Below are 12,192 nucleotides of genomic sequence, written 5' to 3'. Positions count from 1 at the left end.
ACCTCCACCCCAACACGGTAGAAGCAAGCCGTCGCCCCGGCACCACCGATCAGCGTCTTCCCAGGTCAGTCATCCCTCGAGAGGATCCACACCCAAACAAGTTGATACTCGCCGGCACCGGCGTTCCAGGCTGAGGGGCGCACGAAAGCGGGCCCGGCCTGTGCGATGCACAGGGCCGGCGCGTGCCCTGCACTGGGGCAGGGCCAGAGAGAGCCCGCGCGCTGGATGCCGTGGACTGGGGCTAACCAGAGATGAAGGCGATGGCATCGTGGCTGTGGATGCTCTCCAGGTTGCGGATACTCACCGCGTGCCGAAGGCCCCGATCTCGGCAGGAGGCACTGACCGCGCGGGCCATGTCCTCGACGAACACCGGACTGTCGTACGCCTGCATGGTCAGGACACGCTCGTCGACGCGCTTGACCAAGGGCACCACTGGCGCCGAGGCGGAGGACGACAGCAACCGCACGGCGCCGTGAACCGGCAGGGGGTAGGGGATGTCGCCCTGGCCAGTCACGGTGAGCGTGACCTGGCTGCGTTGATTGTGAGCGCCGTAGTCGGAGATGGCTTTGGAGCACGGGCAGAGGCTGGTCACCTCAGCGGTCACGGCCGTCTGGACCGTCACGTTGCCGTTGTCCCAGTGCCCTTCGATGCGAATGTCGTGCACCTGCTTTGACTCACGGCCACTTGCCGGGGCGACCACGGTCGTGCTGACAGGCATGGCCATCGCCACGGTGATAGCGGGCGCATCCAGCAGATCCGCACCGGTCTTGAGGACGGTGGGCAACCGCCGCGGGTCGAACCTCTGCAAGTGCTCGTGTACGAGGGCAACCATGCGGCTCATATGCGTGCCGCGCCGGTCATGCTGGAGGCGGACCGTCACCTCGAAGTCCGCGATGCCCTCCTGGCGAAAGTGGCCGTCCTCGAAGGACACGGGGTAGCGGACACCGTCGATACCGACCCGGTCGAGTTCAATACCCCGGGAGTCGGTCTCGTTTTGGATGTCGTGCATGCTCACTCGCCCCGGTACGTGCAGCCCGACGTGCACGTCTCGCGGACCGTAAGAGCCGAGAGCCTCGACAGATTGGGCTGGAGACGTTCCCAGATCCAGCGGGCCAGGACCTCGCTGGTCGGGTTCTCCAGGCCCTCGATGTCGTTCAGGTAATAGTGGTCGAGTTGCGACTCGATCGGCTTGAACGTCCGCTTGAGGTCACCGAAGTCCATTACCCAGCCCGCATCGGGGTCGACCGGAGCCTCGACGTGCACGATCACCTTGTAGGAGTGACCGTGCAGTCGGGAGCACTTGTGGCCCTCGGGGACGTTGGGCAGCCGGTGCGCCGCCTCGAAGTTGAACTCGCGAAAGATTTCCATTTACTGAATTCCCAGATACTTGTGCGTCTGGAGAGAGAGAATCCAGCGCGGGTTTTTCATGCAGTAGTCGACCACTGCACGGGTGTTGGCCTCCACGTCGGGGCCGTCCATCGGTTGAAGGCGGAAGTATCTGAAGTCCAACGCCTCGAACTGGGCCGGGTCCCCGCCCAGTTGGGGATAGACCAGCTTCAACTCGTCGCCCTTAGCGACCACGAGTTCGGAGCCGATCTTGGGGCTCACGCACAGCCAGTCGATGCCCGCCGGCGGCACGCGCGTGCCGTTGGTCTCCACTGCGACCTCGAAGCCCCTGGCATGCAGGGCCTCGACGGCTGCCTCGTCGAGTTGCAGGAGCGGCTCGCCGCCTGTGCACACGACGAAGCGGTGCTCGGCGGATTCAGACGGCCAGGCGTTCTCCACGGCCTCGGCGAGGTCCTCAGGCGTGGCGAATCGGCCGCCGCCTTCGCCGTCGGTGCCCACGAAGTCGGTGTCGCAGAACTGGCAGATGGCGCGATGGCGGTCCTTCTCCAGGCCCGTCCACAGGTTGCAGCGTGAGAGGCGGCAGAAGACCGCCGGGCGGCCTGCGTGGCTGCCCTCGCCCTGGAGGGTGTAGAAGATCTCTTTGATCAGATAGGTCATTCTCAGGCGTCCTGGTACCGCACGGGGTCGGTATAACCGGCCTCGGCGAAGCCCTTCAAGCGCAGCAGGCAGGTCTCGCAGCGGCCGCAGGCACGTCCCTGCTCGTCGGGGTCGTAACAACTGGAGGTGATGGAGTAGTCCACACCCAGGCGCAGGCCCTCACGCACGATGTCGGCCTTCGACATCTCCATGAGCGGCGAGTGGATCTTGAGCTGCTGGGTGCCCTCGACGCCGGCACGGGTCGCGAGGTTGGCCATCTTTGCGTACGCGTCGATGTACTCGGGACGGCAGTCCGGGTAGCCGCTGTAGTCGACGGCAGTAACACCGGTGAAGATGTCACTCGCGTTGACAGTTTCGGCGTATGCCAGTGCGAACGACAGGAAGATCGTGTTGCGTGCCGGCACATAAGTAATCGGCACACCGCCCTCCCCGGCGTGGTCCAGAGAGTCGTGCTTGGGCACCTCAATGTCAGAGGTCAGAGCCGAGCCGCCGAAAACTCGCAGGTCAATGTCAGCAATGACGTGCCGGGCCGCACCCTGGGCCTCGACCACGCGCTTCGCGGCCTCGAGCTCGACGCTGTGGCGCTGGCCGTAGCGGAAGCTGAGGGCGTACGGCGTGTAGCCCTGGTCCTTCGCGATGGCCAGAACTGTGGTCGAGTCCAGACCGCCGCTCAGCAGAACGATCGCAGGACGTGCCATGCCTTACTCCCTAGTTAGACCGTTGTGTATGCCTGAAGCCTAGCGTGGAAACTGACAGGTAGAGTAATCACCAGTGAGTACGAGTTATGAGTGTCGGGAGTCGAACCGCGTGGGGCAACTATCGCTGGTGGTCACATGCACTGACCGCAAGATCGAGAGGCCGGACGCGGCCCTGTGCGCCAGGAACCTGCCGAAGGGCAGCGTGAAGCTGCGCTCCGGCAACTGGCAAGAGCGCCTACGAAACGCGACCGCCCGCGGAGGACCTTCTCTGCACTCCCTCAAGAACCTCTACCGCGGTGATCACTGGGCCCGATCGCGCCGGCTCGTGACGGCGGCCTCGGCCGCGGGGTACCAGGCAGAACTGTGGGTGGCCTCGGCCGGGCTGGGCCTGCAGCCGGTGGAGCCCGAAGAGCAGAAGACACCCGTTTACGCGGCAACCTTCAGCACGCGGCACGCCGATGCCGTCGCCACGTCAACGGAGGAGAACGCCCGGTGGTGGGGCCACCTTCAGGCGGGAACCGGTCGGGCCACGCTGCAGGAACTCGGCCGTCGGGGGCCGGTCCTGATGGTGCTGTCCGAGGTCTACGCGGGCGCCATGGCAGAGGAACTGATGGCCCTGGGAGAGCAGGGCGGTGAGGCACTACTCATCGGGGGCGTGCGCGAGGTCCCCGGAGTGCACCGGGTCCGCTCCGACGCCGGCTTGAGCCACGCACTGGGCGGCACGTTGACGAGCCTGAACGCGCGCATGGCCGCGGCGTGGCTCGAGCACTCCCGGGGCCATGCGCTCACCTCGCCGGAGGCGCAGAAGGCGTGGACTGCGTGGGCGACCGCCACCACGAAGCCGGTGCAGTACAACCGGGAACCCATGTCGGATGATGACGTGATCGCTTTTATCCGGCGAGAGGCGGCGAAGGTGCCGGACATCTCCCGCACCCGGCTGCTGCGGGCCCTGCGCGACAGCGGTCGAGCGTGCGAGCAGAGCAGGTTTGCCAGTCTGTACAAGAGGACCATGGGGGAGCGGTGACAGAAGACGTCATCAGACGCAGGGCACTGCGGATCGAGCAGAATCCGGGCATCCCGCTGTACGTGTTCGCGCTCGAAGCGGGAGAGATTGACCGGGTGGCCGATGTCGCGCGAATCTCCCGGGACGAAGCGGGCAAACTGTTCGGGTACCAGAGGCCCGAGAAGAAGCAGCACGTGAAGCAGATCCTGGAGTACCTCGACAGCGAGGACGTGCTGTTCCCCAACGGCCTCATCCTTGCCCTTCCGGCCTCGGTGCGGTTCCGGGGCAGCCGCGGGCCGAACAGCACGGACGGCCTTTCCACCATCGGAACGCTGGAGATCTCCCTGCCCGAGTCGCCCAGTGCACCCCGGCCTGCCTTCATCGTGGACGGTCAGCAGCGGAGCCTGGCGCTCGCGCGCACCCGCAGATCCAAGCTGCCCGTCATGGTGGCCGGCTTTGTCGCCGAGGACATCGAGGTGCAGCGGGATCAGTTCCTGCGTGTCAACACGGTGTCGCCACTGCCCGGCAACCTTGTGACGGAACTCCTCCCCGAGGTGCACACCAAACTCCCGACGAAACTGTCCGCAAAGAAGCTCCCTTCCGTCCTGGTGAATGCTCTGAACCAGGACGCCGATTCCCCCTTCAAGGGACTGATCAAGCAGGCGTCGACCATCACGGACAAGCGAACCAGCGCCGTGGTGAAGGACAACAGTCTGATCTCCGCCATCGAGGAATCCTTGAAGCCGTCGGGCGCCCTTTTCCCGTACAAGAATCTCTCGAACGGGACGGTCGACACCGCCACGATCCGCAGCATCCTCATCACCTACTGGAGCGCGGTACGGGACACCTTCCCCGACGCCTGGGGCATGTCACCGACCAAGAGCCGCCTCATGCACGGTGTTGGCATCCGCTCGATGGGGCGACTCATGGACCGAGTCATGGACCGGGTCCTCGCCATCGCCGAACCGGGTTCGCCCGAGGCCTACGAGCGGGCCAAGGCCGAGTTGGCACTCATCGCTCCCCACTGCCATTGGACCAAGGGGCGCTGGCCAGAACTCAACACCCCGTGGGACGAACTCCAGAACACACCACGGCATATCAGTACCCTTTCGAACCTTTTGATTCGCATCTACTTCCAGTCGAGGACCAGTGCGTCGTGAAGTTCTATTTTCCGGACAGTCAGGACCAAGTCAGCCCGAGTTACGACTTCCTTAACGATGAATACTCCGACTTTCGTGTCCGACAGCGCGATGACCGCTATGCGCACCAGGTAGTCACTCCCGCCCCTTACAAGGGAATACTGGTCAGCAAGGCCATCGTTGACGGCTCTGTTAAGGGTGCCGGTAAGTACACTGCTCCCCAGCGGCAGCGGCTCTACCGCCTCGGCGTCCGCGACTTCTTCCGACTCCCCGAAGGAATGGACAGCCTCGGAGACTGCGGCGCATTCAACTATGTCGACGAGAAGATCCCTCCGTACTCAGTTGAAGAAGTTCTCGATTTTTATGAAGGGTGCCAGTTCGATGAGGGCGTCAGCATTGACCACGTAATCTTCGGCTACCAACCGGAGGCCACCGAAGCAGAGGTCGATCCCGCGTGGGCCGAGCGCCGACGCATCTCACTCAGGCTCGCCGAGGAATTCCTTGGTGGCATCGAGGCCCGCAAGAGCAAGGTCATCCCCTTCGGTGCCGCCCAGGGATGGAGCCCGGCCAGCTATGCAGACAGCGTGGCCCAACTCCAGGACATGGGTTACAAGCGCATCGCCCTTGGTGGCATGGTCCCCCTCAAGACCCACGAGATCATGGCCTGCCTCGACAAGATCGAAGAGATCCGCGACAAGGACAACACCAAACTGCACCTGCTGGGCATCACGCGCATCGGCAGCATGGAAGAATTCTCCAAGCGTGGCGTGGCCAGCTTCGACAGCACGTCCGCCTTCCGGCAGGCCTTCATGGACGAGCGCAACAACTTCCACACCGCCGAGGACACCTACACGGCCGTCAGGGTCCCCCAGGTCGACGGGAACCCCACGCTCAAGAGGCAGATCCTGGCGGGAGTGGTCTCCCAGTCAGCCGCCATCAAGGCGGAGCGCGAATGCCTCCACGCCCTGCGTGCGTACGGCAGCGAGCAACTGGACCTACCCAAGGCCATGGCGGCCCTGGAGACCTATTTGACTCTCGTTGACGAGAAAAAATGGGCCAAGTACCACGACAAATACAAGAAAACCCTGGCCGACCGGCCCTGGGAGCACTGCTCCTGCCTTCTCTGCAAGGACCTGGGCGTCGAGATCGTCATCTTCCGCGGCACCGAACGGAACAAGCGTCGCGGATTTCATAACATGACCGTCCTCCAGGCGAAGATGAGCAAGCTCAACTTCACGTGAACACCTGAACCGCCCGATGTCTACGAACTGCCCACCTAGGAGAAGATGTGGCCGACCGATACGCGTTGCGACTCCCTGCCCTGCAAGTGAATCAAGGCGACAAGCAGATCTACTGCTTCGCGGTCGACGGCAAGAAACTGCACGACTTCACCGCCGTCTCCCGCATTCGCCGCGATGACGAGAAGCAACTGCAGGGGTACCAGCGGCCCGAGGCCCTCAGCCACATCCGGGCAATCCGCCGCTACCTTGAGTCCGACGGGGCGATGCTGCCCAACGCCCTGGTCCTTGCGTTCGACGACCGGGTGGAGTTCGTTGCCGGCCGGCCTACCAAGGGCATCGACTACGCCGTCCCGGGCGAGTTGGTCATCCCCGTCGACGAGTCGCTCGCCGAGCATGAAAAGCCGGCCTGGCTCGTAGACGGCCAGCAGCGCAGCGCCGCGATCCGGGACGCCGACCTGGCGGAGTTCCCCGTCGCGGCGGTGGGATTCATTGCCTCCCAGGAAGATCAGCGGTCGCAGTTCATCCTGGTCAACTCGACCAAGCCGCTGCCCAAGGGCCTGGTGTACGAACTGCTGCCCGAGACCACCGGCCAGTTGCCACGCTCGTACGCACGCCGTCAACTCGCGGCGAAGATCATGGTCCTGCTGAACATGGGGGATGGCCCCTTCAGCGGAAGGATCAGCAGCCCCACGTCGCCCGGGGGCAATATCAAGGACAACAGCGTTCTGAAGATGCTGGAGCACAGCATCTATGAAGGCGCCCTGTACCAGTACCGCAACGCCGAGGACGGTACCGGCGACGAAGAGGCGATGCTGGCGCACCTGCTGTCCTTCTGGACGCCTGTGGCGAGCATGTTCGAGGACGCGTGGGACAGGCCTCCCAAGGAGTCGAGGCTGACCCATGGCGTGGGCATCCAGGCCATGGGCTTCGTCATGGACCGGCTCACCGCGGACGTCCACTACAGCAAGGTCAACTGGGACAAGGTCCGCAGCACCCTGCGCGGGCTGGAAGGCCGCGTGGCCTGGACGTCGGGCAAATGGACGTTCTCGGATGGCCAGGAACGCAACTGGAACAGTCTCCAGAACACGGCCGGCGACGTGCGGCTGCTCAGCAGCCACCTGCAGGCCCGGGTCAGCAAGTAGTCACACCTTTGCGGTTTCCACCGGTGGCCTCCTCCACGAAAGCGGGGGAGAGGGAGGCCACCGGTGCGTCAGCAGCGTCCTGCAGCATGGATGCCGAGCCGCTGCCGTCCGCATAGAAGATGTGCTGGGTACGGGCGTGCTGCGTGATGAAACCGGTTGCCGCGTACTTCGCACAGCGCGTCGCGATGACGACCAGATCAGCAGAGCGGGCCTTCTGCCGGAGTTGCGCACTGTCGACGTGGCCGCTGGATCGGGCGGCGTCCACCCCGGGAGCCAGATGCTGGATCTCCTCGACACAGCGCGTGAGCACGGCTTCGTCCAGGGAATACAGCAGCACTTTCATGGACGGAAGGTCGGAGAGCGGCGACTCCTGGTCGCCGTCGGAGACAACCCACTCCTGCCAGGAGAACAAGACGTCCATTTCTCCTGAAAGGCGCTTGGTGAACGCCAAGTCTACTTCGTTGAGCCGTTGCTGGTGACGCCACAGCGGCTCCAGCAGGTCGTAAGCAAGCGTGGCGCGAGCCAACTGGTCGGGGCATGCCGCCAGGAACAGCCGATCGACGAAGTCCAGCGCAATTGCGGCCCGTTCGGGGGAGGCCCATCGACTGCGATAGGCGCCGATCTCATCGAGTAGTTCGGCATAGGTCTGTGCGGAGGGCCCGGCGCGCAGTGCAATCTCCGGGGCCGCATATCCGACGGCTTCGCACCGACTGCCCGCCAGGCCTCCTCGGCGACCTGATTCTCCAAGCCGTCCAGCAGGTTGGCCAGTACTGCATCGTGGTCGGCCGGCGTGGGCCATGCACTCCAACTGCTCCTCGATAGCTGCGGTGCCCTCGCTGCTCCCCGCGGCAACGGCAGCAAGGAAGGCCGGCCAGGGGGCAACACTCTGCCCGGCTTGCGGCGTGTCGTCGGCAGCAATCTGCGGCCCGGGAACCACATCGGCGCGAGGCTCTGCGACTGCATCGAGTTCGGCCAAAACGCGCTGAGCTTCCTGCCACAGCAGCGGGGGCAACGCGTCTGTGAGGGCTTGGCCCTGCACGACACCCGCGAGACGACGCAGAGCACGGAGGTCCTCAAGGACGGTGGCCGCCAGCAGAAGCGCGGAGAGGGCCCGGGTGCCGACAGCGGTGTGCAGCAAGGCAGGGACGAACCGTCCTTTTTCCTCCAACCGTGCCCGCGCAGTTGGCAGATCGCCCTCCGCCAGGGGCTGTTCCAGCGCCATGTACACGGAGTTCAAGATTGCTTCCCTGACCGGGAGGGGAAGGTTTTGCTGGACGACGTCGGCCAGTTCGGGGTGAGAACGTACTGCCGTGGTGCCTGGCGCTGCTCGTTGGATTCAACGTAACGGTCGGTGCGGCCCAGGCGCTGTTCCAGTTGGTTGGGTGACCACGGCAGGCGCACGTGGACCACGGACCGGGCTGCCTGGAGGTTCAGGCCATCCTCCGCAGTGTCGTCGGCTACGAGAACGGCAGCGCTTTCGACGGGCTTTCGCCACGAGGCGGTCGCCGTTTCAGACGCGTCGGGTCCTGCGCTGCGGGTGTGCTCGAAAAAGCTCACCCGGGGCAAGCGGGTTCGCAGGCGTGCGGTGAGCGTCGAAGCAAGTGAGCCGGGGCCGCAGAAGACCGCGATGCGGCCGCCCTTGCGCAGGGCGGGAAGAAAGGGTGTCGATGAGGTCATCGAGTTCCCGGGCGCCGTTTCCCGCGCTCTCCGACTCGAGATTTGCCAGATTCGCGGGCTCGTGCGGCGCTACGGGCACGCTGGAGAGGTACTTCCGCTCGCGGGTGCTCAGCCCGGCACGCTCAGCAGTGTCTTTGCCACGGCGCACCCGCTATCGCAGGGCGTCCAGGTAGTCGGCAGATAAGCCGCCGAGACGGAAAGCGAGCACGGCCAGGGCCAGCGCATAGTCGGTGCGCCTGCTCTCCAGGCCCTCGTCGAGGAGGTGGCCCCACAGTTGGGTCTGCCACGCCAGGAGGCTGTCGGTAGCTGGGGAGTAAGACTGGGCTGTCAGCTTTTCCGGCTCGGCACGGCCGCGCACCTCGTTGGCGACGGCTGCCGAGTCGTCATTCTGGCGCAGGACGTTCGACCTGTGGTTCCTGATCACCCGGCGGTGCAGTCGGTACGTCTCGCTGATGTGCGCCCGAAGAGCGGTCACCCGTGCGTGGAGATCAGGCATTCTTGCCTCGTCGCGGAGGCCCTCGTATTCGTCGAGCAGGTCGAGGACGTGAGCAGCGAGGCGCACGAAGCGGGAATCCTCCGGGGCAGCAGTTCCTTGATCATGTCGATCGTGGACGGCAGCAGTGGGTGACATTCCGCGTCGAGGCTGAGCACGTGGTTTGCCAATTCGGCCCGGTGCGCGGACCGCTTGGCGATCTCCTCCCGCTCGCTCCACTTGTAAACATCGGGATCAAGCAGGTGCAGGAGCCCCAGGTGCGTGGTGTGGCTGGAGGTGACGGGTGTGTCGGACAGCAGGAGGAGCTTCGACGCGGAGTGTGCGAGATCCCGCAGTGCGCAGTAGGTGGGGTCCGTGTCATAGCGGTCCTGGACCAGTTGGTGGGCCTCGTCGACCACGACGAGATCACTGCTGTGATGCTGCTCCCACAGGTCGGGAGAGTCATGAGAGATGATCTTTACGCGTCGAGGGAAGTCGTCGGTGAAGAACTTCGTGCGCAGTTCGGCCATCCACTGGCGGCGCAGGGCATCGGGGACGAGGAATGTCACGCGCGCGCCTGCGGGGGTGTCGATCAGGGTCTGCAGCGCCACGTACGAGGCTTCGATCGTCTTGCCGAGTCCTACTTCGTCGGCGAGGAGATAGCGCTGGACCGGGTCTGAGAGCACGGTCAGTGCGGCGCGGACCTGGTGCGGGTAGATCTCGGCGGCGGCCGCCGGGAGAGCGGGGATGCTGGCGCTTGCTGCACGCTGAGCGACCAGGTTGTCCCGCGTGCAGGGCTGGCGCAGCCGGGCCCGATACGCCCAGTCACCCCCTCCGCAAGGTGCCGATCGAGACGATTCTGTCCGACCACCCCGTTGGGGCCAGAACAACAAACGATTGACCTGCAGTTGTTCCAACCACCTCGCCCGCGTCAGTGGCATGAGCTGTACTGTCTGGACGCCGTCCGCCTCGTTCCGCTCAGCGCAGGCGGGCCAGGCTCCTGTCACACCAAGAAAGAAAATGATCGTGAACGTCCCTGCTCCTGCCGGAATCGCGACGCTCGTCGCCTACATCGCCACCATCCCGGCCGCCAACCTGGCTGTCACTCACATCGGTGCCCTGCCCGTCGGCTTCGGCTACGAAGCCCCGGCCGGCGTTTACATGGTGGGCCTGGCCCTGGTGCTGCGCGACCTCGCCCGTGAGGCCGCGGGCCGCCGTGCGATCCTCGCGGCGATTGCACTCGGCACTGTCGTCTCCTACTTCCTGGCGGACCCGGCGCTGGCCTTCGCGTCGGCCGCCGCGTTCGCCGTCGCGGAGACGATGGACTTCGCCGTCTACGAGCCGCTCCGGACGCGAGGACTCCTTGTCGCCATGCTCGCTTCGAACGCGGTGGGACTAGTCGCCGACAGTCTGATCTTCCTCAGGCTGGCATTCGGCTCCTTCGACTTCTTGCAGGGGCAGATCCTCGGAAAGGCGTGGATGACGCTCGGGGCCATAGCAGTCCTCGACTTCCTACGCCGCCGGAAGCTCACCGCCGCAGAAACCCTGCCCCCCGCATAAGGCTGCAAGGCCGGCAGCCCCTGGCGGTTCGCTGTCCTTTCACTAAACAATCATGAGGCTGCCGTGGGCGAGCTGCAGAACAAGAGACTGATCGTCAGCCGCGGCACGGTGCGCGCCCACGCGCTAACCTCGGGTGGCTGGTGTCCCAGGGGACGACTCCCGCGCAGGGTCGCCCGCAGCAACCGCCCGGGCAGCTGTTTGGCATCGTCGCGCTGCCACAACCTGGGTGGTCGGCTCCATCCGAGGCTGATCCAGTCATCCAGGCTCCAACCGCCCTCGTACCGTTCCAGGAAGAGCCCCGGGTTCTCAGTTGCCAGGTCCTCTACACGTTCTGCGACGTGGGTATGGGGTGTCCAGGCAAGGAACCCACCGGAGCTGAACAGAGCGCCCGCAGAGGCAATAAATTCGACGCAAAGGCGGCGTTTAACAAGCCACAGCCGGGACGCGCCACCTGACGCGCGGTGGCCCAGGTCCGACCGCTCGCCTCGCCCAGGCGGATCACTCCCGCAAGCGCCAACACACCAGCAAGGCGTTGTACAGCCCGGCCGTATGAATCGGCATTCCGTCGCCGCACAGCGGGAAGCGGCGTCCAGGGATGTCCGACGGCCGCTGATACGGACTGGAGCGGGGCGATCCGGTGTTGCTGGTCGAAGCAAGCACGAGAAGGTGGCCATGCCGAGAAAGGCTTCCGCCGCGCCGAGCACCTGCTCCAGATCCCCGAAACGACCGGTACCTACCAGAACTTCTATGGCGGCCGCGAGGAATCCGAAGCCGAGTTCTCCCGATTCGACCACTCTCTGTGGATTGGAACACAGGACCCCAACTGTTGGGAGCACGACCGCCACACCATTTAACACGTATTGATTGCGAGGATCAGTTCTGACGAGTCCGATGCGCTTCAGGCAACTTCTCGGACACATGCCAGGTGGGGACTCGGCGAACTCAATTCCCGTTACCGTGAAGTCTCGCCGGAGGGAGTCGCCCCCATCGCCTCAGGCTACGTAGAGGGGGCTTCCCGATGGCCCCATCCCTCTCCACTAAGGCCTACTCTGCAAATGATTCATGACGCACTGAGTGAGCTGCTGGCTTTTGCATCACCCGGCGAAGTCGAGGTTATACAGGCGGACGAGGCCATGCGTGACGTGGTGAACTCCCTCTCCCTTCAGGCGGAAGTCGCGAAGAATCTTCCAGGTCTCGATCGGGGCGAAGACGTGTTCGACGCGGGCGCGGACCTTACGGTTGGAGGCGTTGTGTCC

The 12,192-nt window shown here is 64.7% G+C and carries 13 protein-coding genes and 1 pseudogene; 5 read left to right on the top strand and 9 right to left on the bottom strand.

The window, feature by feature from the left end:
• Positions 1-241: 241 nt before the first annotated feature.
• From ACH4RC_RS40750 to queC, 4 genes are read right to left on the bottom strand one after another with little or no spacing between them, the layout of a single operon-like run.
• Positions 242-1,009 carry a GTP cyclohydrolase I FolE2 gene (locus tag ACH4RC_RS40750; RefSeq protein WP_398209814.1) on the bottom strand — a complete coding sequence of 256 codons (768 nt, stop codon included), beginning with the start codon at positions 1,007-1,009 and terminating at the stop codon, positions 242-244.
• A 2-nt stretch (positions 1,010-1,011) separates the two neighbouring features.
• The gene (gene queD / locus ACH4RC_RS40745; RefSeq protein ID WP_129825254.1) at positions 1,012-1,368 is read right to left on the bottom strand and encodes a 6-carboxytetrahydropterin synthase QueD; all 357 of its coding nucleotides are present in this window, start codon (positions 1,366-1,368) and stop codon (positions 1,012-1,014) included.
• A complete protein-coding gene (queE, locus tag ACH4RC_RS40740; RefSeq protein WP_398209812.1) occupies positions 1,369-2,004 on the bottom strand; it encodes a 7-carboxy-7-deazaguanine synthase in 636 nt (211 codons plus the stop codon).
• Between the two features lie 2 nt (positions 2,005-2,006).
• Complete coding sequence (queC, locus tag ACH4RC_RS40735) at positions 2,007-2,702, bottom strand: 7-cyano-7-deazaguanine synthase QueC (protein WP_398209810.1); 696 nt, start codon at positions 2,700-2,702, stop codon at positions 2,007-2,009.
• Between the two features lie 109 nt (positions 2,703-2,811).
• On the opposite strand from queC, the gene ACH4RC_RS40730 reads away from it, so the two are divergent.
• From ACH4RC_RS40730 to dbpB (ACH4RC_RS40715), 4 genes are read left to right on the top strand one after another with little or no spacing between them, the layout of a single operon-like run.
• The gene (locus ACH4RC_RS40730; protein WP_398209808.1) at positions 2,812-3,726 is read left to right on the top strand and encodes a hypothetical protein; all 915 of its coding nucleotides are present in this window, start codon (positions 2,812-2,814) and stop codon (positions 3,724-3,726) included.
• Positions 3,723-4,865: a DGQHR domain-containing protein DpdB gene (gene dbpB, locus ACH4RC_RS40725; protein ID WP_398209816.1), complete on the top strand. Its 1,143-nt coding sequence runs from the start codon at positions 3,723-3,725 to the stop codon at positions 4,863-4,865. Before ACH4RC_RS40730 ends, dbpB (ACH4RC_RS40725) begins: the two co-directional genes overlap by 4 nt.
• A complete protein-coding gene (dpdA, locus tag ACH4RC_RS40720; RefSeq protein WP_398209807.1) occupies positions 4,862-6,085 on the top strand; it encodes a tRNA-guanine transglycosylase DpdA in 1,224 nt (407 codons plus the stop codon). The genes dbpB (ACH4RC_RS40725) and dpdA overlap by 4 nt, the downstream gene beginning before the upstream one ends.
• A 47-nt stretch (positions 6,086-6,132) precedes the next feature.
• Positions 6,133-7,227 carry a DGQHR domain-containing protein DpdB gene (gene dbpB, locus ACH4RC_RS40715; protein WP_398209805.1) on the top strand — a complete coding sequence of 365 codons (1,095 nt, stop codon included), beginning with the start codon at positions 6,133-6,135 and terminating at the stop codon, positions 7,225-7,227.
• On the opposite strand, the gene ACH4RC_RS40710 is transcribed toward dbpB (ACH4RC_RS40715), so the two are convergent.
• The 4 genes from ACH4RC_RS40710 to ACH4RC_RS40695 form a co-directional block, all read right to left on the bottom strand.
• Positions 7,217-8,464: a hypothetical protein gene (locus tag ACH4RC_RS40710; protein ID WP_398209803.1), complete on the bottom strand. Its 1,248-nt coding sequence runs from the start codon at positions 8,462-8,464 to the stop codon at positions 7,217-7,219. The genes dbpB (ACH4RC_RS40715) and ACH4RC_RS40710 overlap by 11 nt on opposite strands.
• A complete protein-coding gene (locus ACH4RC_RS40705) occupies positions 8,461-8,904 on the bottom strand; it encodes a helicase-related protein (protein WP_398209801.1) in 444 nt (147 codons plus the stop codon). The genes ACH4RC_RS40710 and ACH4RC_RS40705 overlap by 4 nt, the downstream gene beginning before the upstream one ends.
• A gap of 151 nt (positions 8,905-9,055) precedes the next feature.
• Positions 9,056-9,400 carry a hypothetical protein gene (locus tag ACH4RC_RS40700; RefSeq protein WP_398209800.1) on the bottom strand — a complete coding sequence of 115 codons (345 nt, stop codon included), beginning with the start codon at positions 9,398-9,400 and terminating at the stop codon, positions 9,056-9,058.
• Positions 9,376-10,317, bottom strand: a complete 942-nt coding sequence (locus ACH4RC_RS40695) for a hypothetical protein (protein WP_398209798.1) — start codon at positions 10,315-10,317, stop codon at positions 9,376-9,378. Before ACH4RC_RS40695 ends, ACH4RC_RS40700 begins: the two co-directional genes overlap by 25 nt.
• An 85-nt stretch (positions 10,318-10,402) precedes the next feature.
• Here ACH4RC_RS40695 and ACH4RC_RS40690 point away from each other — a divergent pair, with 85 nt between their 5' ends.
• Positions 10,403-10,936, top strand: coding sequence for a VUT family protein (locus ACH4RC_RS40690; RefSeq protein ID WP_398209797.1), 534 nt, complete (start codon positions 10,403-10,405; stop codon positions 10,934-10,936).
• Positions 10,937-12,030: 1,094 nt separating this feature from the next.
• On the opposite strand, the pseudogene ACH4RC_RS40685 reads toward ACH4RC_RS40690, so the two are convergent.
• Positions 12,031-12,189: pseudogene (locus ACH4RC_RS40685) on the bottom strand (IS5/IS1182 family transposase); the annotation flags it as partial.
• Positions 12,190-12,192: the final 3 nt, after the last annotated feature.

Source organism: Streptomyces sp. NPDC016845, from assembly GCF_044332585.1.
Classification (GTDB): domain Bacteria; phylum Actinomycetota; class Actinomycetes; order Streptomycetales; family Streptomycetaceae; genus Streptomyces.
The sequence above is the reverse complement of the archived record's forward strand: the minus strand, read 5'-3'. Positions and strand labels throughout refer to the sequence as shown.

Coding starts and splice junctions, on each gene's coding strand:
- ACH4RC_RS40750 (WP_398209814.1), bottom strand. CDS start 1,009: ATGCACGACATCCAAAACGAGACCGACTCCCGGGGTATTGAACTCGAC.
- ACH4RC_RS40705 (WP_398209801.1), bottom strand. CDS start 8,904: ATGACCTCATCGACACCCTTTCTTCCCGCCCTGCGCAAGGGCGGCCGC.
- ACH4RC_RS40695 (WP_398209798.1), bottom strand. CDS start 10,317: ATGCCACTGACGCGGGCGAGGTGGTTGGAACAACTGCAGGTCAATCGT.
- queD (WP_129825254.1), bottom strand. CDS start 1,368: ATGGAAATCTTTCGCGAGTTCAACTTCGAGGCGGCGCACCGGCTGCCC.
- ACH4RC_RS40700 (WP_398209800.1), bottom strand. CDS start 9,400: ATGCCTGATCTCCACGCACGGGTGACCGCTCTTCGGGCGCACATCAGC.
- queE (WP_398209812.1), bottom strand. CDS start 2,004: ATGACCTATCTGATCAAAGAGATCTTCTACACCCTCCAGGGCGAGGGC.
- queC (WP_398209810.1), bottom strand. CDS start 2,702: ATGGCACGTCCTGCGATCGTTCTGCTGAGCGGCGGTCTGGACTCGACC.